The sequence below is a fragment of the Porphyrobacter sp. AAP60 genome, from assembly GCF_001296025.1.
In the GTDB taxonomy this organism is placed as follows: domain Bacteria; phylum Pseudomonadota; class Alphaproteobacteria; order Sphingomonadales; family Sphingomonadaceae; genus Erythrobacter.
Genome location: NZ_LJHV01000023.1, coordinates 123,907 through 147,640 on the forward strand (window position 1 = coordinate 123,907; position 23,734 = coordinate 147,640).

A 23,734-nucleotide genomic window follows, 5' to 3' on the forward strand; every position below is an offset into this window, starting at 1 on the left:
TCAGTAATCCCGCGATACTTCCGCAAGAACGCTGTCGCGCCCGATGGTCGATACCGTGCCCAGCAGCGATAGCCAGCTGGTGATGCGGTATTCGACCTGGGTTGCGCTGTAACCGCGCCCATCTGTCACCAGCTCCACATAGATGCTGCGGGTGATGTTCTTGCCAATGGCAATGCCTGTCCCGCGCCCGGTCAACGGATCGGCGCTGATGATGCGCAGCTGGTCAAGCCCGATCGAGCGGCGCAGCTGGCCGATCGGATCAAGCCCGCCCTCGCCGCCCTGCAACGCCGCCAGTGCTGCGGCCAATTGCACGGCATCGGTCGCCGAAAGCGAGGTTACAGATCCGCCAAACAGCAGCCGCGAAAGAATTTCCTCCTGCGGCAAGGCCGGGTCGGAAGAAAACTCGATGCTGGGTGACTGCGCGTTGCCGGTGATCGCGATATCGACATTGGTGCCGTTCTTGGATGTTTCAGCCAGCACGTCGAGGCGCGGATTGATCGGCTCGTTCACGTCGAACTGGATGCGCCCGCGCGTCAGTTCAAACCGCGTGCCCGCGAAGGTGTAATCGCCGCGTACCAGCCGTGCGCTGCCGCCGATGCGCGGGTCATCCACGGTACCGCGCAGCGCAATATCGATGCCCCACTCGCTCTCCAGTCCCAGGCCTTCCACCACCACACGGCTCGGCGCCGATGCATTGACAAGATAGCGCCACGCGCTGTCACGCCCGGAAACCTGCGTGCGCCCGCGCCCGGTCTCGCCATTGATTTCGCGCGTGCTGATCCGCGGCAGGGCGACATCCTCTGCCGCCGTGCCCAGCGCCCAGCGTGCGCGATCAATAGTGACTCTGCCGGCAATCGTCCCGCCCAGCCCGCTCGAAACGATCCGCACCGGGCCGGTGATGGTCGCCTCAAGCCCGTTGGCATCCAGCACGCGGCCATTCTTCACTGCAGCGCGCAAGTCGATCTGCGGGCCGCGGGTTGCGCTCATTCCGCCAAGGTCAACCGTGCCGCTGCCCGTAATCGTGCCGCCGCCCGGCGTATTTCCGGCAAAGCGCGACAGTTCCAGCCGCGATCCGGCAAAGCGCCCGCGGGCGGTGATATTTTCGATCCGCGTGCCGGTAAGCGCGCTTTCCAGCTTGAGATCGTCGCTCGCCACTGTGCCGGTTATCCGCGGCGCCGCGAGTGTACCGGTGGCCCGCGCCGCGATGGCAACCGGGCCGGTAAGGTCGAAGGCTTCGACCGCGGCCAGCCGCCACAATGTTTCCGCCGCCCCGTCAAACGCCAGCCGGGCATCAAGCCGCCCGCCCATCAACCGGTCCGTCAGCGCGCCGTCCTCGCCAAGCCCGGTGATGGCAAGCGACACATCACCGCGCCGGGCATCGCCTTCCAGCAGGCGCCCAGCGGCAGTCAGGCGATCAGGCGTCAGTTCGACAACGCCCAGCACGTTGACCGGTTTGGACGACAGCACCAGCCCTGCGCGGCTGAAACGGTCAATCTGCACCCGCGCCGTGGCCGATGGCGCAGCGCGGCCTTGCTGGCTGTAATCGACTGTCCCCGACAAGCGCCCGCCAAGGCCCAGATCAGCCCCCGCCAGATCGAGCAGCCGCAGCGGCATCCGTGCCAGTTTGAGCGAGAGGTCTGTCGCGCCGCCACCAAAGGTACCCTCGGCAATCGTGTAACCACCGCCGAAGCCGACCTGCGTGGGGGCAAGGCGCCAGCCGCCGTCGTCCTGCGCTGTCAGCACGGCGCGGCGCGGCATCGTGATCGCCGCCGTCCCGAACTGACCGCGCGCCACGGCGGCAATCTGCTGCGGTGCGACATCGGCATCGAAATTGAGCGCAAAGCGATCTGCCCGCCGTCCGGAAATCGCGCCGGTCACCTTGCCGCGCCCGTTATTGATCGCGGCCTTGGCGTTCAGGTTGGCGATGCTGAAAGCGCCGTATTCAAACCCGCCAGCGCTGATATCGGCATCGATCTGCGTGTTGCCGTCAGCAAAGCGTCCGGTGGCGGAAATATCGGCGCGGTTCAGCGTGATCGGAGTCGCGCCGCCGAAGGCGGCATTGCGCGCCGCCAGATCAACCGCAAAGCCGATCGCGCCGCTATCCTGCGGGCGGAAATTCACGGTCCCGTTAACCCCGCCGCCGGCCAGCAGCAGATCACCCGATATGCCCGCATCGCCCAACACCACCTCGCCGGTAACATTGGTGCGATAGACTTCAAGCCGGTCAATCGCGATCCGGGTGGGAGCGTCTTCAGGCAGGAACAGCTGCAGCGCGCCATCGAACGGCCCCAGCAGCGATTGCCCTTCGACATCAAGGCCGAAGCCCTGATCGCTTGGCGCCAGCGCCACCCGCACATCCTTCAGCCCGGCTGCCGGATATGGATCGGCCAGCACCAGCACCGCGCGCGGGCCATCGGCAGCGATTTCGGCATCGAAGGTGAAGGGGCCATATTGCTCCTGCCGTCCGCTCCCTGCCAGTGTCGTGCGGATGCCACCACTGCCCGGCACCACCCTGCTATCGAGCCGGGCATTGAGCCGCGCCGACGAAATCACCGTATTTCGCAGCACAATCGGCAGGCCCGCGCCCATGCCCAATTCGCCATTGAACCGGATCTGTTCGCCCGCAAGGTTGACGATGGTGGCATTGCCGATCCGGCTAAGCACGCCAGCCAGATTGGCACGCAGGCTCCACGGCACATTGGGACCGAACTTGGCAAGAATCTTGGCATTGGCGGTCACATCACCAGCGCCATCAACCTTCAGGCGGCTGGCTGTGATCGGGCCAGCCAGCGCATAGGCGCCCGCGGCGATATCGCCGCGCAGGGCCAGCGTGGCATTCAAGCCGGGGAAAGTGATTTGCGCCCGGTCGGCCTCAAGCCGCTGGCGCGTGATATCATAGACCAGCACACCGTTCAGCGTGCCATCGACCAGTCGCGGATCGGCCAGCGCCACCCCGGTCGCCAGCCGCTGCGCCCGCACCGAAAGCGGCAAAGACAGGCGATCACCGTCAAAGATGGCGCTGCCTTCCTGCACCAGCCCGCTGGCAATCACGCCTCCCGACGCCAGCCGCGCGACATCGATGCGGTGGCGGATCGCCAGATCATCAAACGCGCCGCTGACATTGGCGGCGAGCTTTGCGCCCTCCAGCCGCAAGCTTTCCCCGAACAGGTCAGGATCGCGCAAGGTCAGCATAACCCGTGCGCCATCAACGTTCTTGTCGGCCAGATCGACCACACCGGCGCTGCGCCAGTCGATTGCGGAAGATACAGCGGCAATCCGGCCTTCGATCACACTGTCCACCAGCGTAAAGCTCGCCGCCAGCGCCGTTGTCTCGCCCAAGGCACTTCCTGCCAGCGTGGCATCGTCCAGCCCGGCGCGCAGTTGCCCCAACACGCCGTACTTGCCGGCATCATTGGTTATCCGGAACGCAGCAACCGGGCGATCATCCGTATCGGCAGGGGGACTCACACGCCGCGCCACCGCCGCCCCGCGCCAGCGCTTCCATGTTCCGTCGCCGATGATGCGCGCCGAATAGCCTGCCTCAAATCCCGCCAATCCGGCCAGCACCCCGCCCGCAGGCGCAAGGTAATCGCCTTCGAGATCAAACCGGTCGCCGTCAGGTTCGGCATCGAGCAACAGCGCGATCCGGTCTTCCGCCCCCAGCCGAGCATTGGCATCGATCAACACCCGCCCCTGCCGGATATCGATCTTGGCGGTCAGGTTCGCGCTTTCATCCCGATCGGTCGCCACCCCTCTAGCAATCACCAGATCCTGCACTACAAACCGGTCTACCCGGATATCGAAATCGGGCAGCAAAGGCGCATCGGGATCGCCAGGCAGCAATTCGGGCAAACGGGTCAGCCGCCCGCGTTTGGTCGTCACCTCGCGTATATCCAGCCCGCTCCACAGCCAGGTGAGTGGCCGCCAATCCAGCCGCACCTCGGGGATGGTAAGGAACACGCCCTTGGGATCGCTAAGCTCGACTGCGCGCAGCACCGCCCGGTTGAAGATGTCGCCTTCGATCCGGCCGACCTTGATACGCAGGCCCGAAGCCGGGGCCGCAGCAGCGATCTGATCGGCAACAACGCGTTTGCCGATCGGCGTGCTGAGGAACCCTGCGATCAACACAAAAGGCGCCAGCAGCAACGCCAGTGTCCAGCCAAGGCGCTTACCCCAGCGGCGGCGGGACGAAGGCGCAAGCGTTTCCGCAGCGGGTTCGGGTGTGTCGGCCATCAGAATGCCTGACCCAAGCTGACATAGACCACCACAGGGCTATCGAATTCATTCGGATTGATCGGGGTGGCCACATCGACCCGGATCGGACCGAAGGTTGTTTTGTAACGGATGCCGATCCCGGCGCCGAAGCGGATCTCGTCGAAATCGGGGGTCGATCCGCGACTGACCGATCCGGCATCTACAAACGGCACCACTTGAAGCGCACCGTCAAACAGCGGGGTCGGAATTCGTGCCTCAAGCGCGAATTCCAACAGCGAAGCACCACCGGTCGGATTACCATCATCGTCGCGCGGGCCGACGCCCTGGAAGCCGTAGCCACGCACCGACCCGCCGCCACCGCCGTAAAGCCTGCGCGACGGGGCGATATTGTCAATCCCGGCGCCCTGGATCGTTGCCGCACGCACGCGCCCGGCCAGCACAGAGCCGCCGATCGACTTGTAATAGGCCGCATCTGCCTGCGAGCGCAGATAGAAACTCTGCGTTTCTTCCGAACGCGACACTTCCGGCGCGACGAACAAGGTTGCGCGATAACCTTCGGTCGGATCGAGCAGATCGTCGCTGGCATCAAGCGTGACACTGCCGAACAGCCCGCCAATCAGGAAGGCGCGGCGCGGCAGCGTAAGGTCGGTCTGGTTGCGCGCCCGGCGGTTGAAGTTGCGTTCATCGGTGTAAAGCAGTTCTCCGCCAACCTGCCAGCTGACCGGCTTCTGAAACAGGATGGTCGACAATTTCTCGAAGGTCGCTCGCACCCCGCCACCGCGCGAATCGACCGCGAGCGTGGTGATATCGCTGGCGAAAAGATCGGCGCTCAGCACCTGATCGCGCCCACGGAAATTGTTGCGCCGCACACCGACGCTGGCGAGCGCCTCGCGCGTGCCAAGGATACCGCGCAGCCGCAGCGCGCCTTCGGGCGGGAACAGGTTGCGATGTTCCCACCGGCCTTCCAGCTTGAAGCCATCCTCGGTGCCGTAACCGATGGCGCCGGCGATGGTACGAAGCGGCGCGCGTTCGAATCCGACATCCATCGCCACTTCGCCCGGCTGGTCGCCCTGCGGCGCGCGGGTTTCACGCGGGGTTACAGTGACGCTGGACACCAGCCCGGTGGCGATGATCGCGCGGCGCAGATCGGTTTCCAGGCTCTGCTGGAAGACGTCGCCGGTATCGAACCGGGCAATACGGCCGAGATGGCGCGATGACAGGAACTGCGGATCGCTGCTCACCACCTCGCCAAACACGAACTTGCCGCCCGGCTGGACATCCAGCGTCAGATCGCCTTCGGCCCGCGCGTGATCAATCAGCAGTTCGGGTTCTTCAACCGCAGCAAAGGGATAGCCGCTTTCGCCCAGTGCCACGCGCAGTTCGATCTCGCGTTCGACAATGCGATCGGCGTAAAGCGGATCACCCGGCTTGATGCCGAAGGCGGCGATCAGGCGGCTGGCGTCAGGCTCTGCCAAGGCGGGCAATGCACCAAGATCGACCTTGCCGAAACTATAGCGGATACCGGGCAGGATATCGAAGCGGACGCTGGGTTCGGTGGCGCTGTTATCCGCATCGCCGTTGTCACGCGCGCGGCGTCCACCCGAAAGCTGACGCACCACATCGCCGTTGTAATAACCATAGGTGCGCAGGATATCGCCGAGCAGATCTTCATCCGCCCGCGCTCTGGCGGCGATTTGCGGCACGGAATCGTCCCCGTCATCCAGTTCCTGCAACGATGACAGGTCCTTGAAGCGTTGGACAAATTCATCCCGCTCAGGGAAGGCGTCCTCACCTTCGGGCAAGGCCAGCACCAGCGTCTTGTCGATCCGGGTTTCGGCCAGTTCGGGCAGATCATCCATCATCGGCGCTTCGATCGCGGCGAGCGATTCCAGTTCGGGATCGGCCGGGAGACGGTCTGGCACATCCACCGCGAAATCGGCAAAAACCGCATCGACATCGGGAGTTTGACCAAGCGCCGCATCGGCGCTGAACGGATCTGCGAGAGGGTCACTATCCAGCGCACCCGGGACAGAACCGGCAACGCCCTGCGCTGCCCACGTGTCGGGGTCGGTGACGGCATCAGCCGGGATCAGATCATCCAGCGTCAGCGGGACTTCAGCCGGTTCTTCTTCAGGCTGCGCGACCGGCGCAAGCGGCACCGGATCGGCATCGGGATCGGCCACAGGCGCGGCTTCCGGTGCAACTTGCGCTGCAACAGGCGCGGCGCAGAGCGCCAGCGTGACCGGACCCAATCCTGCGGTGACTGCGAGACCGAGCCTTAAAAAGCGGCGCGCTTCAACTTCCCGGAAACTTGACAGGCTGGCCATCCTTGCCTCGCGCGCCGGCCAGCGACGCATCCTGCGGTTGACGCGGGGCGGTTGCCGCGGCGATCAACCGGTGCTGTTCGGCGGGGTCCATCAACTGCCAGCCTTCCCGAGTCAACCGCTCAAGCGGACGATAGCGAACCTTGTATTGCATTCGCGGACTGCCTTCGACCCAATAACCGAGATATACATAAGGCAATGCCTCAGCCGCGGCCCGGCGAATATGATCGAGTATAATAAAATTGCCCAGCCCGACGCGCCCGGCATCATCGGGTTCGTAGAAGGAATAGATCATCGACAGCCCGTCGCCCTGCCGATCGGTCAGACAGGCGCCCACCAGCCGCCCCGGACGACCATTCGGCCCCGGCTCGCGATATTCGGTCACCACACTGGAAACCGGCGTGTGTTCGATCATGTCGGCATAATCGAGTTCGTCCATCGCCGACATGCCGCCATCGGGGTGGCGCGCGCCCAGATACCGCGCCAGCAGCTCGAATTGTTCATCGGTGGCCCAGGGGCGGCATTCACTGACGATCAGATCGTCATTGCGTTTCAGGTCGCGCTTTTGCGTGCCCGAAGGCTGGAACTTGCCAGCCACCACCCGCACCGAAACGCATGCCTGACATTCTAGGCACGAAGGGCGATAGGCGACTGTCTGGCTGCGGCGAAAACCGATGCGCCCCAGCGCTTCGTTCAACTGATCGGCATGCGGCCCCTTCAGTTCGGTGAAGACCTTGCGCTCGCTTCGCCCCGGCAGGTAGGGGCACGGCGCCGGGCTGGTCACGAAGAACCGGGGAAAGCGGATCGGTGCCGTCACGGGTGGGGCGTATCCTCTGGGCATGAATCGCGGAGCGCAATTCTTAAGAAAATCTTATGCCTGCACTGGTGCTCCGGTAAAAGTCCCTTAACCATGAAAATTGCGCGAATTATGCAGGCAAGCGCACGGCTCACCGCAATTGTGGGTCATCACAAGGTCAAAGCGAGACAGGCGTTGCCAGCGAAACTTTCGCTGGAACCCTCGATATTTCAGCCCAGCTCGACCAGCTGCACCACATATCCCTTGGCACGCAGGCCTTCGACCAGCCGTTCCACCTGCTCGGCATCGCGGGCCTCGCATTCGATATCGGTGATAAGGCCCTTGGCCGGCAGCGTTGTGAAGATGCGCTGGTGATAGATTTCGATGATGTTGACGTTGTGTTCGTCAAACAGGCGCATCACCTTGAACAAGGCGCCGGGGCGATCCTGAAGCGTGATCCGCAGCCGCGCCAGCCGCCCCTGCCGCGCCAGGTCGCGCAGCAGCACATTGGCCAGCAGGCGCGTGTCGATATTGCCGCCGCACAGCGCCAGACCGATGGTTTTGCCCTTGAACCGCTTGGGATTTCCCAGCACCGCCGCCAGTCCCGCGGCGCCTGCGCCTTCGACCACGGTCTTTTCGATCTGGAGCAGCAGCGCCACCGCTTTTTCCAGCGCGGGTTCATCCACCAGCAGGATATCATCGACCCGTTCGGCGATCACTTTCGCGGTGAAATCACCCGGCTGTTTGACCGCAATGCCTTCAGCCAGCGTGTCTCCGCCGCACGGTAGGTTTGCGCCCTTGATCCGGTCGAACATGCTGGGGAACAGCCCCGCCTGCACACCGACGACTTCGATATCCGGGTTCAGCGCCTTGGCGACCGTTGCCATCCCCGAAATCAGACCGCCGCCGCCAATCGGCGTAACGATGCAATCGAGATCGGGCATCACCTCCAGCATTTCCAGCGCAACGGTTCCCGCGCCCGCCGCCACATCGGGATCATCGAAGGGGTGCACGAAAGTCAGCCCCAGTTCGATTTCCAGCTTGCGGGCGAAAGCATAGGCTTCATCAAAAGTCTCGCCCTCCAGCACCACTTTCCCGCCGACGCTTTCGGTCTGCATCACCTTCACCGTGGGGGTGGTGCGCGGCATGACGATGGTCACCGGCACGCCAAGCCGGGTGCCGTGGTAGGAAAGGCCCTGCGAATGGTTACCCGCCGAAGCCGCAATCACGCCGCGGGCGCGCTGTTCGTCATTCAGCAGCAGCAGCGCATTCAGCGCGCCGCGTTCTTTATAGGCCGCGGTGAATTGCAGGTTTTCGAACTTCAGCCAGATATCCGCGCCGGTAATTTCCGACAGCGTGATCGAATGCATCATCGGCGTATTGACCACCGAACCTGCAATGCGCGCAGCAGCGGCGCGTACGGTATCGAGGGTCAGGTCAGCCGGCGTGGCGGCGGCACCTTTGGGGCTGGCGGTTAGCGGCTGGGATGACATGGTGAGCGGCGATTAGAGGCTTGGGCGCACAAGGGCAATCGCTCGCTTGCGGATTTCGCATCGGCGGGGGCGTTGGCAAGCGCGCGCGAAGGCGATAGGCACCGCTGCCAACTGTTCTTGCACGCGCTTCAAGGAAAACCATGCTTCGCACATTCGCCACTGTTCTGGCCGCATCCACCGCCCTTGCCCTTGCCGCTCCGGCGCTGGCTGACACACTTGTCGACAATGTCGACGGCGTCACGATTGACGAACAGGGCGCGGTCAAACGCTTCACCGGGCTGGTCTTCGATGATGACGGCAAGGTTGTGGCTGTGCTCGACCGCGGCGAAAAGCGCCCGCAGGTCGATTACCGGCTGGATGGCAAGGGGCAGGTGCTGATCCCCGGCATGATCGACGCGCATGTCCATGTGATGGATATCGGCTTTGCCGCGCTGACGCTCGACCTTTCGGACACCACTTCACTGGAAGACGCATTGGCGAAGATCAAGGCTTTCGCAGACGAAAACCCCGGCCGCCCGTGGATCCTCGGGCGCGGGTGGAATCAGGAAAAGTGGGGGCTGGGCCGTTTCCCCACCGCTGCCGAACTTGATGCCGTGGTTTCCGATCGCCCGGTGTGGCTGGAACGGGCGGATAATCACGCGAACTGGGGCAACACTCTTGCGATCACCACCGCAGGGGTGACTGCGAAGACCGCTGATCCATCAGGCGGCAAGATCATCCGCGATGCCAAAGGCAATCCGGCGGGGGTGTTCGTCGACAATGCCGTCGGGCTGGTGGGCAAGGTGGTGCCCGCACCCCGGCCCGGCGACCGCGATCTTGCCTTTGCCAAGGCTCAGGACGTGCTGCTCGGCCTTGGCGTCACCGCCGTGGCGGACATGGGCACCGAGATGAGCGATTGGGGCACCTATCGCCGCGCGGGCGATACGGGCCGTCTGCAAATCCGCATCATGGCCTATGCCGACAGCTTCGAAACGCTGGAAACCGCCGCCGGGCCGGAACCGACCGTCTGGCTTTATAACGACAAGCTGCGGATGGGCGGGATCAAGCTTTACCTTGATGGCGCGCTGGGATCACGCGGAGCGATCCTGAAGGCGCCTTATCATGATGATCCGGGCGCGCGCGGCCTTCCGCTGCTGACCCCGGCGCAATTGCGCAACCTGATGAGCCGCGCCGCGATGAGCAATTTCCAGACCGCAGTCCATGCCATCGGCGATGCCGCCAACGCCGAAGTGCTGGCCGCGATCGAGGAACTTTCCGATAGCTACACAGGCGACCGGCGCTGGCGGATCGAACACGCGCAGATCGTCGATCCCGCCGACATCCCCAGCCTTGGCCGCCATGGCGTGATCGCTTCGATGCAGCCATTGCACCAGACATCTGACCGGTTGATGGCCGAAGCGCGGCTGGGGCCGGATCGGCTGGACGGTGCCTATCCGTGGCGCAGCGTGATTGCCGCTGGCGGGCGGCTCGCCTTCGGGTCTGACGCGCCGGTAGAGCCTGCCGATCCCTTCGCCGGGATCGCCGCAGCAATCAGCCGCACCGATGCCAATGGCGAACCTTTCGGCGGGTGGTTCCCGCAGGAAACGGTCAGCCGTGAAGCCGCGCTGGCCGGATATACTTCAGGCGCTGCCTATGCCGGGTTCGCGGAAGGGCGGTTTGGGCGCTTGATCCCTGGCGAGCGCGCCGATTTCCTGCTGGTCGATCGCGATCCGCTGCTGGCCTCGCCGGACGAGGTTCGCGCAACGCAGGTGAAGGAAGTGTGGATCGGCGGGGTGAAAGTCCGCGGCGAGTAGCTACTCCGCCGCAGCCTTTTCTGCTGCCTGCTCCGCCTCGCGCGCGGTCTTGTCTGCCTCGACTGCGCGTTCCTGCAGCCGCATCAGCACCAGCGATGCTTCGAACAGAACGATCAGCGGCAGCGCGAGGATGATCTGCGATCCGGGATCAGGCGGGGTGACGATCGCAGCAATCGCAAAGATGGCCACGATGACATAACGCCGCGCGCCCGCCATCTGCGCGCGGGTGATGATCCCCGCGCGGTGCAGCAGCAACAGCAGCACCGGCAGCAGGAAGGTCAGCCCGAAGGCAAGAATGAACTGCATCACCAGCCCGAGATATTCGCCCGCGCTGGGCAGGGCCTGCACCTGCATGCCGCCCGTTTCCCCGCCAAAGCCGAGGAAGAACTTGAACGCGGTCGGCATGACCACAAAATAGGCCAGCGAAGCCCCGCCCAGAAACAGCACCGGCGTGGCCAGCAGAAACGGCAGAAACGCCTTCTTCTCGCGCGCGTAAAGGCCCGGCGCAACAAACGCCCATAACTGGTTGGCGATCAACGGAAAACTGACCATGAAGCCCGCAAACAGAGCGACCTTCAGCTCGACAAAAAACACTTCGGGCAGCTTGGTGAAGATTAGCTGCCCCTCGCCATCGGGGAACGCCTGCTTGAGCGGCCAGACAAGAAAACCGAGGATATCGTCCGCGAAATAGAGGCACGCGCCAAAGCCCACAGCCAAGGCCAGCAAGGCACGGATAACGCGGGTGCGCAGTTCGATCAGGTGATCGAGCAACGGCGCGCGCGATTCGTCCAGATCATCAACCTTGAACATCGGCGCCGCCCTTGGGTGCATGATCAGAAGGGGGCGTTTCCGGCGTCACTTCAGCAGGAGGCACTTCGACAGGAGGCGCGTCAACAACGGGCGGGCCGGTCATCACCGGAGCTTCGGTATCGGTGGTCAGGGCAGCGGAACGGCGCATGATTTCCTCGTTCTGCGCCTTCCACTTCTTTTCCATGTCTTCCAGCTCGGCCTCGCGCACCATGGTGTCGATGCCGGAGCGGAAATGGGCGGAGACGCGCCGCATCTTGCCGATCCAGCGGCCCGCCACGCGCATCGCAAGCGGCAGGTCTTTCGGCCCGATCACCACCACCGCAACGATGATGATGACCAAGAGTTCTGCGGCGCCGATATCGAACATGTGCGGTGCGGCCAGCCGCCTCCTTCAAGCGGGAATTACGCGCCGGTGGTGTCGGTCTTGTCTGCCGGAGCGGGTGCGGGTGCCGGGGTTTCCGTCGGCGCGGGGCCAGCCACGGGCGGTTCGATCCGGGCGCTGGGCGCAGGATCATCAGCCTCGGTCATGCCCTTCTTGAAGCTGGAAATGCCCTTGCCGAAATCGCCCATCATTTCCGAAATGCGCCCGCGCCCGAACAGGACGAGGACAACCACTGCGATAATCGCGATCTGCCAGACGCTGAGACCCATGGGGACACTTTCCTTACTTTGTTCACGGCCAATATAGGAGCCTTGGCGCAGCTATACCACCGTCAATCTGTGTCGCTGTCCTCAGCGTCCCCGGCATCGAATTGCCCCAAATCGTCCAGGGCAGCCTCCATCGCCTCGTCGACGGGATCGAGCAGCCCTGCGGCGCGCAATTCGTCGATGCCGGGCAGATCGCGGCGGCTGGAAAGGCCGAAATGGTCGAGGAACTCTGGCGTGGTGGCATAGATCACCGGCCGCCCCGGCACCTCGCGGCGGCCCGCCAGCCTGATCCACCCGGCCTCCATCAGCACATCCAGCGTGCCAGCGCTGGTCTGCACGCCGCGGATCGATTCGATTTCGGCACGGCTGACAGGCTCGTGATAGGCAATGATCGCAAGCACTTCGGTGGCGGCACGGCTGAGCCTTCGCACCTGTTCCTTCTCGCGCCGCAGCAGGTGGGCCAGATCGGGCGCGGTTTCGAAATGCCAGCGCCCGCCCCGCTCCACCAGTTGCACCCCGCGCTGCCCATAATGCGCGGCGAGCGCGGCCAATGCCTCGCGCACATCGCCCGGTGCCAGCCCGCCAAGATGGGCGGCCAGCGCATCGACGGTCATGGGTTCCTCGGACGCAAACAGCGTGGCTTCAACCGCGCGTTCAAGCGTCGTCGGCTCGCTCACGCAGGCACCTCGGCCTTGAGGCGGCGGATGCGCAAGGGGCCGAACGCGCCGTCTTGATCCAGCTCCGCCCGCCCGCGCTTGGCCAGTTCCAGCGCCGCGACAAAGCTGGATGCGAGCGCCGAACGCTTGAGTTCGGGCGTTGCGTGGGGCGGCAGGAAATCGCGGATTTCCATCCATTCCAATGTCACGCCCAGCATCGCCGAAACGCGTTCGAGCGCGCTGTCGAGCGTCATCACCGGACGGTTCGCCACGTGATAGATGCGCGGGGCAGTGCGCGCCTTGACCTGACCATAGGCCTGGATCAGCGCGAAAATATCGCTGCGCCACACGGTCTTGCGGTCGGTGCGCAGACCTTCGGGCCTGCCGCGAACGAACACATCGCGCCCGATCCGGTCGCGCCCCATCAACCGCGCTGCCGCCTCGCGCATCGCGCCCAGCCGTTGCAACCGCAGTTGCAGGCGCAGCGCGAGTTCTTCGGGCGAAGGGTCTTCCTGCTGATCCTTGGGCAGCAGCATCGCCGACTTCAGGTACGCCAGCCACGCGGCCATCACCAGATAATCGGCGGCCAGTTCCAGCTTCAGCGCCCCGGCACGCTCGATATAGGTGAGATATTGGTCAACCAGCGCAAGGATCGAAATCTGCAGCAGATCGACCTTCTGCCGCCGCGCGAGATCGAGCAGCAGGTCGAGTGGGCCCTCCCAGCCATCAAGTTCCAGATAAAGCGCATCGGCATCGCCGCGCGCGCCCTCGGCTGGCGGAAACATGAAGGGCGCGTCAGGATCGTTCATGCAGGCGTTCCTGCCAGCGCCAGCAGCGCATCGCGCTTGGCGAGGAGTTCGGAGTGCTCGGGCGCGATGGCGGTGGCAATCCGCGTGCCTGCCAGCGCCCGGTCAAGCCGCGCGGTGGTGGCGTCCGGCATGGCGGGCAGCACGTCGCAGATGCCCTGCATGTCGTCCATTTTCGCCCAGCAATTCAGGATGACATCGCACCCGGCTGCATGGGCACGGGCAGCGCGCTGCGGGATCGTGCCGCCCAGCGCCTCCATATCGATATCGTCGGTCAGAAGCAGGCCATCAAAGCCGATCTGCCCGCGAATAATGTCGCGGATCACCGTTTCCGACAGAGTGGCGGGGTTTTCGGCATCCCATTCTGTGAAAACGAGGTGCCCGGTCATGCCGATCAGCGCATGGTTCAGCGTGCGGAACGGGGCGAGATCGGCCTCCAGTTCGTCTGCCGTAGCTGTGACGGTGGGCAGGGCCTTGTGCGTATCCACATCGGTGCGGCCATGGCCCGGCATGTGCTTGACGCAGCCCGTCACCCCGCCCGCCGCCAGCCCTTCCAGCGTGGCACGGCCCAGCGCCGCTACCTGCATCGGATCGCTGCCGAACGCCCGGTCACCGATCACGTCATGCGCGCCCGGCACGCGCAGGTCGAGCGGGGGGTGGTAATCGACCGTGATGCCCATTGCGGCAAGTTCCAGACCCATCGCGGTGGCATTGGCCCGCGCCGCCTCGATCGCGCTGGCGGGGGCGAGCTGGTAAAGCCGGTCAAACACCTCGCCGCACGGGAAAGGCGACCAATGCGGCGGACGCAGGCGGGCAACGCGCCCGCCTTCCTGATCGATCGACACCAGCAAGCGATCGCGCCCGTGAATCTCTCGCAGATCATCGGTCAGGGCGCGCAACTGCTGCGGATCGACGCAGTTGCGCCCGAACAGGATGTAGCCAGCCGGATCGGCCTCGCGGAAGAAAGCGCGCTCGTCAGCGGTGAGCTGCGGGCCGCCGAGGCCGAAGATTGCCGGAATCATGTGCACAGAATCGCAGGCAAGCGGGGCTCACGCAAGGGCAACAGGGTATCAAGGACGGGGAAAAGCCACCCATGCCCTGCCTTTATGCGCCCCGGCCTTACTTGATCTGCCGCCTTTACTTGATCTGACAATCCAGACCGTCACTCTTCAGCGCCGCGCACAGATTTTCCGCTTCGGCGCGGCTGCCGGTAACAGCCTGCAAGCGATAGACCGTGCCGATATCGACCTTGCCTTCGACGATCCGGTATTTGACGCCCGACAGCTTGTCGGTGCGGCGCGACAGATCGCTCCACCCCTGTTCGGCCCGGGCGCGGGTGCCATAGGCGGCCAGCTGCACGCTGGCACCTGGAATGGCGGCTGGCGCGGATGGTGCAGGCGTAGCAGCGCCGGAAGACGCAATCGGGGTCGGCTTGGTGACGGGCGCGGACTGGGTCACCGGCTTTTCGGCCACCACAGCAGGGCGCGTGCCGCCTTCGCCCACGACAGGCGCGACATTCCCGGTGCCGGCGAATTCCTTGCCGCCGGGATCTTCGGGTCGTTCCTTGATCGGGCCGGCTGGCGCTTCGATCACGCTGCCATCGGCCACGGCATCGCCGCCTGCTGCCCTGTTCGAAACGTACCATACGCCGCCAACGACGGCTGCCAGCAACAGCACCAGTCCGGCTGCGAACAGCATGATCTGCCCCGGATCCAATCCGCCTGCGTCATCTTCATCCTCGTCGGATTCAAGCCACGGCAGGTTATCGGTGTTGGCAAGGTCGAGCTCGTCGCCGTGCTCTCCAGTTCCCTCGTCCAGTTCCTCGTATTCGGCATCGATCATGGTGGAACCCCGCAGCCTTTCACAGGCAACTACCCAAAACTACATCGTTTCGACAGCTTCTACGCCAAGCACGCGAAGCCCGTTGCGGATCACTTGCCCGATTGCCGTGCCAAGGAAAAGCCTTGCCGACGTCAGCGCCGCATCCTGTTCCACGATGAACCGCTTTTCAGGGCGGTCGTTACCCAGATTCCAGTAGGAATGGAGGTCAGCCGCCAGATCATAGAGGTAGAAAGCGATCCGGTGCGGTTCGCGCGCGCGCGCAGCGGCTTCGATTTCGCGCGGGAACTGCGCGGCGCGGGCGACCAGCGCCAGCTCTTCGGTGCCGAGCCGGTCAAGCGCCGCATCGGACGGGGCCAGCCCTGCTTCTGCCGCCTTGCGCAGGGTCGAGCGGATCCGTGCATGGGCATATTGCACATAGAACACCGGATTGTCTTTTGACGCTTCGACCACCTTGTCGAAATCGAAGTCCATCTGCGCATCGGGCTTGCGGGTCAGCATGGTGAAGCGCACCACGTCCTTGCCGACCATGTCCACAACGTCCGCCAGCGTAACGAAATTGCCCGACCGCTTGGACATCTTGAACGGCTGACCGCCCTTCAGCAGCTGGACCATTTGCACGAGCTTGACCTCGAACGGCTTCGGCGCCGCGCCGTCGGCGCTGGTCAGCGCGGCCACAGCCGCCTTGATCCGCTTGACCGTACCCGCATGATCCGCGCCCCAGATATCCACCAGCGCATCGGCGCTCTGCGCCTTCTGGAAGTGGTAGGCGAGATCGGCGCCGAAATAGGTCCACGCGCCGTTCGATTTCTTGATCGGGCGATCCTGATCGTCCCCGAATTTGGTCGAGCGGAACAGCGGCAATTGCACCGGCTCCCAATCCTCGGGCGGGGCCTTCCCCTTGGGGGCCTCCAATACGCCATCATAGACGAGATCATGCGCGCGCAGCCACGCCTCGGCGGCATCGACCTTGCCCGATGCCTGCAATTCGGCCTCGGACGAGAACAGATCATGCTTGATGCCAAGCGTGGCGAGATCGTCGCGGATCATGTCCATCATCGCGGCAACAGCGCGGGTGCGGAACAGGATCAGCCAGTCGGCTTCGGGCGCGGCGGCATATGTGCCACCGAATTCGGTGGCAAGCGCCTCGCCCACCGGGACGAGGTAATCGCCGGGATACAGCCCTTCGGGGATGGTGATGCTCTGGCCGAGCGCTTCAAGATAACGCAGGTGCACCGAGCGGGCGAGGACATCGACCTGCGCGCCGGCATCGTTGACGTAATATTCCTTTGTGACCTTGTGGCCCGCGAATTCGAGCAGCCCGGCCAGCGCATCACCCACCACAGCGCCGCGGCAATGGCCCATGTGCATCGGCCCGGTCGGGTTGGCCGAGACATATTCGATGTTCACGCGGGCGCCCTCGCCCGTGCCGGAACGCCCGTAATCGGCACCCAGCGCGGCAATGGCGGCCAGTTCATCCAGCCATGCCGTCGGCGCGAGACGCAGATTGATGAAGCCCGGCCCGGCAATATCGGCGCTGGTAATGGCAGGATATGCGGCGAGCTTGCCCGTGATCGCTTCGGCCAGGCTGCGCGGGTTCATCCCCGCCCCCTTGGCCAGCACCATCGCGGCGTTGGTTGCCAGATCGCCGTGCGCGGCATCACGCGGCGGCTCCAGCGTGACGTTGGCGAAGCTGGTTCTGGCGGGCAGTACGCCGTCTGCCACCAGATCGGTCAGCACGGTTTCGATCAGCGCCGCATAGGCGGCATAAAGGGTCTTGGGTTGGGTCATCGGGTTCTCGTGGCGATGGCGCGGAATATCGCGCGTGCAAGATAGGAAGCGGGGTCCCGGGTCAAGTCCGGAAAGACGAAGGAAACAGGCGGTTACCGGTGCCAAAGGCACCGCAAGGCCGACCGGCCGCCCGCAGGCGCTCCGCAGCGAAGCGGAGGAAACGCGCCGAGGACGAAGGCGCGGAGGCGCCTTCGCAACACATCAACGCGTCACGTTATACGCCAGCTGATCCTCGGTCAGCTGGAAGCCGACCAGCATTTCGAAGCGGGTGCGCGCAATCGCCGCCTTCACTTCGGGATCGGTCAGCGGATCGAGCGCCGCATCGATATCGCCGGCGCGTCGTCGCTTGGTGATCTTCTGGCGGATATCTTCGGGCAAGGAAGCATCGGCGCGGTTGACGAAGCTGCCGACCTTGGCGCTGGCCGTGGCACGTTCCTGCCCGTCAGCAAAAGCCAGCGTCACCTGCCCCACGCGCTTGCTCACCACGGCGCTGCCGCCGCGCATCACGGTGACAAAGTAAGGCAAGGTGACAGTGCGCGCGCCGCTCGTGTCACTGCGGCGGGCGTGCACATCGAAGCTCGCCTCGCTGTAGACCTGTTCTGCGGTATCATTGCAGGTGGCGCGCAGGTTGGTCATCGCCGCGCTGACATCAAGACTGGCCATACTGCGATCCGCCCCGGCGGCAAATGTGGTGACATCGCCCGTATAGTCGGGAATGCCGACCGACGGGCACAAGGACAGCACGCTGACGATGCCAACGCCCTGATCGACCACCAGTTCGCCCTTGTTGCTGCAGGCGGAAAGCGCCGCCACAGTGGCAAGTGCAAGAAAAGCGCGCGCGCGATGCATCATCAAAACGTCCTACATAACCGATCCGTTGCGCGCATAAGGCGCAAGCACGCCCTAGCGAGGACGTGCACAAAGCGCTAGGGGGAGAGATATGAACGCGCCCTTTCCCGCATCGCCCGGTTCCCAAGCCTCTCATGATGCTGCTGTTGCCGAGCGTCCGCCGCTCAACCTGCTGATTGCCGCCCCGCGCGGGTTCTGCGCGGGCGTTGATCGCGCCATCGAGATCGTCGAGAAGGCTCTCGAACGTTATGGCTCGCCGGTTTATGTGCGGCACGAGATCGTCCACAACAAATATGTTGTCGAAGGGCTGAAGGCCAAGGGCGCGATCTTTGTCGAGGAGCTCGATGAAGTGCCCGATGATGCGCCGGTGGTGTTCAGCGCCCACGGTGTGCCCAAGGCGGTGCCGGCCGAGGCGAAGCGGCGCAAGCTGCTCTATGTCGATGCCACCTGCCCGCTGGTCAGCAAGGTGCACCGCCAGGCCGAACGCCAGATCGAAAAGGGCCGCCACATCATCTTCATCGGCCACGAAGGCCACCCTGAAGTGATCGGCACCATGGGTCAGGTCGATCCCGGCCAGATGACGCTGGTCGAAACGATCGAGGATGTCGACAAGCTGCCGTTCGATTCCGACGAGGCGCTGTCCTACCTCACCCAGACCACGCTTTCGGTGGATGACACCCGCGAAGTGATCCAGGCGCTGGAATGGCGTTATCCCAATATCTCCGGCCCGCGCGCAGAAGACATCTGCTATGCCACGTCGAACCGGCAGGCGGCGGTGAAGGAACTGGCGCAGGATTGCGATCTGGTGCTGGTGATCGGTTCGCCCAATTCGTCCAACGCGCTGCGGCTGGTCGAAGTGGCCGAACGGCTCGGCACCCCGTCAAAACTGATCCAGCGTGCCACCGAGATCGATTTTGCCTGGCTTGACGGGGTGGAAACACTCGGCCTCACTGCCGGGGCCTCCGCGCCGGAGATTCTGGTGCGCGAAGTGGTCGAAGCGCTCGGCCAGTATCGCCCGATCCGCGAAAAGACGATCACGGCGGCGGAAGAAAAGATGGTGTTCAAACTGCCGCGCCAGCTGACCGAGTAACCCGGCGGAGCAGGCGCGTGGCGGTTTACACCCATCTGGGGGCCGAAGATCTGGCCCGGCTTATCGCGCGATATGATGTGGGCGAACTTGTTTCGGCCAAAGGCATTGCCGAAGGCGTATCGAACTCCAACTGGCTGGTCGAAACGACGGGCAGCAACAAATCCGGCACCCGTTTCATCCTGACGCTGTATGAACGCCGGATCGATTATGCCGATCTGCCGTATTTCCTCGATCTGCTCGATCACCTCGCGGCCAAGGGCTGCCCGGTGCCGCGCACCATCCATGATCGCAGCGGCGCATCGTGGCGCATGGAACATGGCAAGGCCGCCGCACTGATCGAGTTTCTGCCCGGCGTCTCCCCCAGCCGTGCCTCGCCCGCGCAGGCGCGCGCCGTGGGCGAAGTACTGGCACGGCTTCATCTGGCAGCACTGGATTTCCCAATGCACCGCGCCAATGCGATGGATTTCGCCAATAGTGCAGCGATTCTCGATGCCTGCGGGGCGGAGCGACTGGCGACCATTCACCCTGATCTTCCCGCGATGCTGGATCACGCCCACGCGGCCGCCGCGCTCGATCTGGCGGCCCTGCCGCAATCGCAAACCCACACCGATCTGTTCCCCGATAATGTGCTGATGCTGGGCAACCGGGTGACCGGGCTGATCGATTTCTACTTTGCCTGCACCGGGCCGATGGTGCTCGATCTGGCGGTCACCCACGCGGCATGGTGTTTCGACAGCGCGAACCGGTATCAGAGCGACATCGGCGCAGCGCTGATCGCCGGATATGAAAGCGTCCGCCCGCTGGAGCCTGCCGAACGCGATCTGTTTCCGGATGTGGCCAAGGGCGCGTGCCTCAGGTTCGTCGCCAGCCGCGCCGAAGACTGGCTTGAAACGCCTGACGATGCGCTCGTCACGCGGAAGGATCCGATGCAATTCGTCCAGCGTTGGCACTTCTACGACGAAGCAGGCGCTGCGCTGCTTGCCTGATGCCCCTTTGCCGCTTTAGGGATGGCGGCGATGAAACAGGTCGAAATCTTCACTGATGGCGCGTGCAAGGGCAACCCCGGCCCCGGCGGCTGGGGCGCGTTGCTGCGGATGGGCGCCCACGAAAAGGAAATGTCGGGCGGAGAGCCTGACACCACCAACAACCGCATGGAAATGACCGCTGCGATCAAGGGGCTGAACGCGCTGATCGAACCCTGCGCGGTCGATCTTTATTCCGACAGCAAATATGTGCTCGACGGGATGAACAAGTGGATTCACGGCTGGCAGCGCAATGGCTGGGTCAATGCCAGCAAGAAACCGGTGCGCAATGCCGATCTGTGGCACGATCTGATCGAAGCCGCGCGCCCGCACAAGGTGACCTGGCACTGGGTGAAGGGCCACAACGGCCACCCGGAAAATGAACGGGTCGATGCGCTTGCCAGCGCCGAAGCGGCGCGGATCGCGGCGGGGGGTTAAAGGTCAGAATTTGCGGTATCGGCTTGGCCGAAAACTGCCCCTTTCGTCATTGCGAGCCGCAGGCGAAGCAATCCATGGCCCAAGATTTCCGGGTGTCTCAAGGTTGGTTCATGGATTGCTTCGTCGCCTCCGGCTCCTCGCAATGACGAATCCGGAGGGCGTTTGCTGAAATCAGCTGTTATCTTCGGTCGGCGCATCAGGGCCGTTCTTTTTGATCGAATCGATGGCGTTCTGTGCGCTGGACTTGCTGGAATAGCCCTGGGTCGAGAACATCACTTCCGAATTGTACTTGAACCGCACGCGAAACTCGCCAGCGTTATCCTTGTAGATTTCAAACTTGTGAGCCATCGTTTTTCCTCCCTGCTTATTAAACAAGGTTAGGAAATGGCAGATTGGCCCTGGCTTGGCTAGGCTGATTGCGCCTGGTTTGCGGACTGAAAACGCAGCGGAGTGAACATCGCCGGATCGATCCGTGCCGTCATTGCATCACGCCCCTGCCCCAGCAGTAATTGCGCCCCCAGCCGCGCGGCGGCGGGCGCAGTCTGGATGCCGAAGCCGCCTTGCCCCGCAAACCAGAAGAAACTTTCCGCTTCGGGATCGGCCCCGTAAACCGGCAGGCGATCAGGCGCGAAACTGCGCAGGCCTGCCCAGCGCCGCTCGACCGCTTCGATCCGCCAGTCGGTGACAGCCATGAACCTGTCGATGGCGACGGCGACGTCGATTTCTTCGGGCGCGGCATCGCAGGGGGCCGAAGGGATTTCGTCATGCGGGGATAGCCACAGGCGCCCGGCATCGGGCTTGAAATAGAAGCCGCCATTGATGTCGAGCACCAGCGGCAGATCGGCGGGTGCGTGCGGCGCGACCCGCAGCACGGCGACCGTGCGGCGGAAGGGGTTGATACCGATGGGGCGCACCCCGGCCAGACCGGCAATCTGATCGACCCACGCCCCCGCCGCATTGACGAGCATGGCCGCCCGCCATGTCTCTCCGCGTTCGCTGGTAATCGTCCATGCGCCGCTTTCACGCACGATCCGGGTGATCCGCGCACGGCAGGCGATGGTCACGCCGTGCCGCCGTGCCGCGCCGAGATAATGCTGGTGCAGGCCCGCCACATCAATGTCGGCGCAGGCGGGCTGATGCAGCGCCTCGCTCCATTCGGGCCGGATGTGAGGCACCTTGTCCGCCAGCGCATCAGGGGCAAGCCGCTTCAGCGTCACGCCCGTGGCGGCGAAGGTGGCGACATGGGCATCCATCGCGGCGCGATCCTCGGCCCGCCCCACATAGAGTGCGCCGCGCGGGGTGAGAAAGCCGTGTTCGCCCAGATATGTGCCCGATGCCAAGGTCAGCGGCACCACACCGGGGCCGCCGTAGCATTCCTCCCAGAAGGCAGCGGAACGGCCGGTGGCGTGGTATCCTGGCGCTTCTTCACCTTCCAGCACCAGCACGCTGGCGTGGGGCGCAAGTTCGGCGGCGATGCTCGCGCCTGCCATGCCGGCGCCGATAACTGCAAAATCGTGGATCATGCCGGGGGAACCACCCGGTCAAGAAACTCGGTTATCGCCGCCAGCGCCCGGTCACGCACGGCATCAACCTCGCGCAGGATTTCATGATGCGCTTCGGGGCCAAAGGCGATCATCTCGCCCTTGGGCAGTCGGGCGGCGGCGCGCAGATTGGCGGGGTGACTGACCAGCTTGTCGGCGGAAGTCGACAGGAACAGCACCGGCACCGCCACCCTCTCCAGCGCGCCCGGCGACTCGATCCGCCGCCACGAGGCATAGGCGCGTTCCACCCAGCGCCAGCTGGCCGGCCCCATCACCAGTTCGGGGCGCTGGGTGCGCCACCACACCTCGTCGGCATAGCGATCAGGATCGTGGGTCAGCAGGTGGGCGCGATCTGCCGGAAGCTCGCCCGGCTTTTCGCTCCATTTCCACGCCTGCCGGAATGGATCGCCGACAAGGCACATCAATCGGGCGACCGTCTGGAGCAGCGGCAGCGGCAAGGGCGGGCTGTTCACGCCTGTCATCGGCGCGCTCAGCACCGCAGCATCGGGTTCGATCCGACCGTCCACCAGCGCGCGCAGCACCAGATGTCCGCCCATCGAATGGCCTGCCAACACGTGCGGCCCCGGAGTCGCGGAGGCCCATTCCTGCCAAAACGCAGCCAGATCATCGATCCAGACGCCGAAATCCTCGATATGGCCGGTCACCGCATCCTTGCCCAGCCGCCCGGAGCCCGCCTGCCCGCGCCAGTCTGCCGCCGTCACGCGCCAGCCGGCCCGGTGCCACTGTTCCAGCGTTTCGAGATATTTCTCGTAGAAGTCGCCCCGCCCGGGAAGGAACAGGATCGATCCGCGCGCAGGAACTGCGGCTCCCGCCCAGTCGATCCGGCGGATGCTGTGCCCGTCCCCTGCCTGCCAGCGGCTTTCTTGCGCATGGGCCGGAATGGCCCTGCGATCGATCGCGGCGCTCTGATCAACGTCGAGAATGGCAAGCCTCCGATCGTGGTTACTATTTGGTAAGCCATAGCCTGTAGCAATGTCCCAATGAAGGATCGCCCGTGCATCGTCGCACGGCAACTTCGGGGGCATTATGTCGATGAGTCTCATTTCCTACGGTCTGCTGATCGCCTTGGCAATTGCGCTGGTCGTGGCCGCTTTAACCGATATCCAGCGGCGCCAGATCGATAACTGGCTGAACGGCGCGATTGCGCTGGGTGCGCCGGTGTTCTGGTGGGCCAGCGGGTTGTCGCTGTGGCCCGATGTCGCGCTGCAACTGGGCGTAGCGCTTGTCGCCTTCGCGCTGCTGGCGGGTCTGTTCGCGCTCAAGATGATGGGCGGCGGCGATGTGAAGCTGCTGACCGCGCTCGCCCTGTGGGTGCGGTGGGACGATTTCATGCAGCTGCTGCTGGTCATGGCGATCGCAGGCGGCGTGCTGACCGTGCTGATGCTCTTATGGCACACCGCACGCCGTCAGAAAGAACGCCTGGCCATTCCCTATGGCGTTGCCATCGCATTTGGCGGGCTGTTCGTGCTCGCACCCAAAATCATGCCGGGCGCTGCCCAGTACGCAATGCAGGCCGCGTGAACCCGATTTTAACCAGTCGGGGCTTACGCATCGCAACCATACCTGCCCGCTAACCAAACCTAGGGCGATTACGAGGGGGCT

General features: G+C 64.2%; 21 protein-coding genes. 5 read left to right on the forward strand and 16 right to left on the reverse strand.

The features are described from left to right. The 4 genes from IP79_RS13825 to IP79_RS13840 form a co-directional block, all read right to left on the reverse strand. On the reverse strand, positions 1-4,233 hold the full coding sequence (locus IP79_RS13825) for a translocation/assembly module TamB domain-containing protein (protein WP_054119875.1): 4,233 nt from the start codon (positions 4,231-4,233) through the stop codon (positions 1-3). After that, the gene (locus IP79_RS13830) at positions 4,233-6,542 is read right to left on the reverse strand and encodes an autotransporter assembly complex protein TamA (protein ID WP_156318347.1); all 2,310 of its coding nucleotides are present in this window, start codon (positions 6,540-6,542) and stop codon (positions 4,233-4,235) included. The genes IP79_RS13825 and IP79_RS13830 overlap by 1 nt, the downstream gene beginning before the upstream one ends. Then, positions 6,511-7,356 (reverse strand): arginyltransferase, encoded by an 846-nt coding sequence (locus tag IP79_RS13835; RefSeq protein WP_054119877.1) that lies wholly within the window; start codon positions 7,354-7,356, stop codon positions 6,511-6,513. Before IP79_RS13835 ends, IP79_RS13830 begins: the two co-directional genes overlap by 32 nt. Before the next feature lie 209 nt (positions 7,357-7,565). Then, the gene (locus IP79_RS13840; protein WP_054119878.1) at positions 7,566-8,828 is read right to left on the reverse strand and encodes a threonine ammonia-lyase; all 1,263 of its coding nucleotides are present in this window, start codon (positions 8,826-8,828) and stop codon (positions 7,566-7,568) included. A 140-nt stretch (positions 8,829-8,968) separates the two neighbouring features. Between IP79_RS13840 and IP79_RS13845 the strand changes: the two genes are divergently transcribed. Further along, positions 8,969-10,621 carry an amidohydrolase gene (locus tag IP79_RS13845; RefSeq protein WP_054119879.1) on the forward strand — a complete coding sequence of 551 codons (1,653 nt, stop codon included), beginning with the start codon at positions 8,969-8,971 and terminating at the stop codon, positions 10,619-10,621. On the opposite strand, the gene tatC is transcribed toward IP79_RS13845, so the two are convergent. From tatC to IP79_RS13890, 9 genes are all read right to left on the reverse strand, one after another. Continuing rightward, positions 10,622-11,431, reverse strand: coding sequence for a twin-arginine translocase subunit TatC (gene tatC, locus IP79_RS13850; RefSeq protein ID WP_054119880.1), 810 nt, complete (start codon positions 11,429-11,431; stop codon positions 10,622-10,624). Beyond that, positions 11,418-11,798 carry a Sec-independent protein translocase protein TatB gene (gene tatB / locus IP79_RS13855; RefSeq protein ID WP_054119881.1) on the reverse strand — a complete coding sequence of 127 codons (381 nt, stop codon included), beginning with the start codon at positions 11,796-11,798 and terminating at the stop codon, positions 11,418-11,420. Before tatB ends, tatC begins: the two co-directional genes overlap by 14 nt. A 35-nt stretch (positions 11,799-11,833) precedes the next feature. Continuing rightward, the gene (gene tatA / locus IP79_RS13860) at positions 11,834-12,082 is read right to left on the reverse strand and encodes a twin-arginine translocase TatA/TatE family subunit (protein ID WP_054119882.1); all 249 of its coding nucleotides are present in this window, start codon (positions 12,080-12,082) and stop codon (positions 11,834-11,836) included. A gap of 62 nt (positions 12,083-12,144) precedes the next feature. Then, positions 12,145-12,756, reverse strand: a complete 612-nt coding sequence (gene scpB / locus IP79_RS13865; protein WP_054119883.1) for an SMC-Scp complex subunit ScpB — start codon at positions 12,754-12,756, stop codon at positions 12,145-12,147. Further along, positions 12,753-13,544 (reverse strand): segregation and condensation protein A, encoded by a 792-nt coding sequence (locus tag IP79_RS13870; RefSeq protein ID WP_054119884.1) that lies wholly within the window; start codon positions 13,542-13,544, stop codon positions 12,753-12,755. The genes scpB and IP79_RS13870 overlap by 4 nt, the downstream gene beginning before the upstream one ends. After that, entirely contained in the window at positions 13,541-14,563 is a 1,023-nt protein-coding gene (gene nagZ, locus IP79_RS13875) for a beta-N-acetylhexosaminidase (RefSeq protein ID WP_054119885.1), read from the reverse strand. The genes IP79_RS13870 and nagZ overlap by 4 nt, the downstream gene beginning before the upstream one ends. 115 nt (positions 14,564-14,678) lie before the next feature. After that, the gene (locus tag IP79_RS13880; RefSeq protein WP_054119886.1) at positions 14,679-15,383 is read right to left on the reverse strand and encodes an SPOR domain-containing protein; all 705 of its coding nucleotides are present in this window, start codon (positions 15,381-15,383) and stop codon (positions 14,679-14,681) included. A gap of 39 nt (positions 15,384-15,422) precedes the next feature. Then, entirely contained in the window at positions 15,423-17,171 is a 1,749-nt protein-coding gene (argS, locus tag IP79_RS13885; RefSeq protein ID WP_054119887.1) for an arginine--tRNA ligase, read from the reverse strand. Between the two features lie 201 nt (positions 17,172-17,372). Further along, complete coding sequence (locus IP79_RS13890) at positions 17,373-18,023, reverse strand: hypothetical protein (protein ID WP_054119888.1); 651 nt, start codon at positions 18,021-18,023, stop codon at positions 17,373-17,375. Positions 18,024-18,111: 88 nt separating this feature from the next. Between IP79_RS13890 and ispH the strand changes: the two genes are divergently transcribed. From ispH to rnhA, 3 genes are read left to right on the forward strand one after another with little or no spacing between them, the layout of a single operon-like run. After that, positions 18,112-19,110, forward strand: coding sequence for a 4-hydroxy-3-methylbut-2-enyl diphosphate reductase (gene ispH / locus IP79_RS13895; RefSeq protein ID WP_054119889.1), 999 nt, complete (start codon positions 18,112-18,114; stop codon positions 19,108-19,110). 17 nt (positions 19,111-19,127) lie between these two features. Beyond that, positions 19,128-20,096 (forward strand): homoserine kinase, encoded by a 969-nt coding sequence (locus IP79_RS13900; RefSeq protein ID WP_054119890.1) that lies wholly within the window; start codon positions 19,128-19,130, stop codon positions 20,094-20,096. Between the two features lie 30 nt (positions 20,097-20,126). Continuing rightward, positions 20,127-20,570: a ribonuclease HI gene (gene rnhA, locus IP79_RS13905; RefSeq protein WP_054120013.1), complete on the forward strand. Its 444-nt coding sequence runs from the start codon at positions 20,127-20,129 to the stop codon at positions 20,568-20,570. Between the two features lie 171 nt (positions 20,571-20,741). Here rnhA and IP79_RS15290 read toward each other — a convergent pair whose 3' ends face one another. Genes IP79_RS15290 through IP79_RS13915 form a run of 3 tightly spaced genes read right to left on the reverse strand, consistent with a single transcriptional unit; the run spans position 20,742 to position 23,175 of the window. Further along, positions 20,742-20,918: a YegP family protein gene (locus tag IP79_RS15290; RefSeq protein ID WP_082337232.1), complete on the reverse strand. Its 177-nt coding sequence runs from the start codon at positions 20,916-20,918 to the stop codon at positions 20,742-20,744. Between the two features lie 59 nt (positions 20,919-20,977). Next, on the reverse strand, positions 20,978-22,093 hold the full coding sequence (locus IP79_RS13910; RefSeq protein ID WP_054119891.1) for an NAD(P)/FAD-dependent oxidoreductase: 1,116 nt from the start codon (positions 22,091-22,093) through the stop codon (positions 20,978-20,980). Further along, the gene (locus tag IP79_RS13915) at positions 22,090-23,175 is read right to left on the reverse strand and encodes an alpha/beta hydrolase (RefSeq protein ID WP_233994227.1); all 1,086 of its coding nucleotides are present in this window, start codon (positions 23,173-23,175) and stop codon (positions 22,090-22,092) included. Before IP79_RS13915 ends, IP79_RS13910 begins: the two co-directional genes overlap by 4 nt. On the opposite strand from IP79_RS13915, the gene IP79_RS13920 reads away from it, so the two are divergent. Next, a complete protein-coding gene (locus IP79_RS13920) occupies positions 23,159-23,653 on the forward strand; it encodes an A24 family peptidase (RefSeq protein ID WP_054119892.1) in 495 nt (164 codons plus the stop codon). The genes IP79_RS13915 and IP79_RS13920 overlap by 17 nt on opposite strands. Positions 23,654-23,734 lie beyond the last annotated feature (81 nt).

Coding starts and splice junctions, on each gene's coding strand:
- IP79_RS13825 (WP_054119875.1), bottom strand. CDS start 4,233: ATGGCCGACACACCCGAACCCGCTGCGGAAACGCTTGCGCCTTCGTCC.
- IP79_RS13830 (WP_156318347.1), bottom strand. CDS start 6,542: ATGGCCAGCCTGTCAAGTTTCCGGGAAGTTGAAGCGCGCCGCTTTTTA.
- IP79_RS13840 (WP_054119878.1), bottom strand. CDS start 8,828: ATGTCATCCCAGCCGCTAACCGCCAGCCCCAAAGGTGCCGCCGCCACG.
- IP79_RS13845 (WP_054119879.1), top strand. CDS start 8,969: ATGCTTCGCACATTCGCCACTGTTCTGGCCGCATCCACCGCCCTTGCC.
- tatC (WP_054119880.1), bottom strand. CDS start 11,431: ATGTTCAAGGTTGATGATCTGGACGAATCGCGCGCGCCGTTGCTCGAT.
- tatB (WP_054119881.1), bottom strand. CDS start 11,798: ATGTTCGATATCGGCGCCGCAGAACTCTTGGTCATCATCATCGTTGCG.
- tatA (WP_054119882.1), bottom strand. CDS start 12,082: ATGGGTCTCAGCGTCTGGCAGATCGCGATTATCGCAGTGGTTGTCCTC.
- IP79_RS13870 (WP_054119884.1), bottom strand. CDS start 13,544: ATGAACGATCCTGACGCGCCCTTCATGTTTCCGCCAGCCGAGGGCGCG.
- nagZ (WP_054119885.1), bottom strand. CDS start 14,563: ATGATTCCGGCAATCTTCGGCCTCGGCGGCCCGCAGCTCACCGCTGAC.
- IP79_RS13880 (WP_054119886.1), bottom strand. CDS start 15,383: ATGATCGATGCCGAATACGAGGAACTGGACGAGGGAACTGGAGAGCAC.
- argS (WP_054119887.1), bottom strand. CDS start 17,171: ATGACCCAACCCAAGACCCTTTATGCCGCCTATGCGGCGCTGATCGAA.
- IP79_RS13890 (WP_054119888.1), bottom strand. CDS start 18,023: ATGATGCATCGCGCGCGCGCTTTTCTTGCACTTGCCACTGTGGCGGCG.
- ispH (WP_054119889.1), top strand. CDS start 18,112: ATGAACGCGCCCTTTCCCGCATCGCCCGGTTCCCAAGCCTCTCATGAT.
- rnhA (WP_054120013.1), top strand. CDS start 20,127: ATGAAACAGGTCGAAATCTTCACTGATGGCGCGTGCAAGGGCAACCCC.
- IP79_RS15290 (WP_082337232.1), bottom strand. CDS start 20,918: ATGGCTCACAAGTTTGAAATCTACAAGGATAACGCTGGCGAGTTTCGC.
- IP79_RS13910 (WP_054119891.1), bottom strand. CDS start 22,093: ATGATCCACGATTTTGCAGTTATCGGCGCCGGCATGGCAGGCGCGAGC.
- IP79_RS13920 (WP_054119892.1), top strand. CDS start 23,159: ATGTCGATGAGTCTCATTTCCTACGGTCTGCTGATCGCCTTGGCAATT.
- IP79_RS13915 (WP_233994227.1), bottom strand. CDS start 23,175: ATGAGACTCATCGACATAATGCCCCCGAAGTTGCCGTGCGACGATGCA.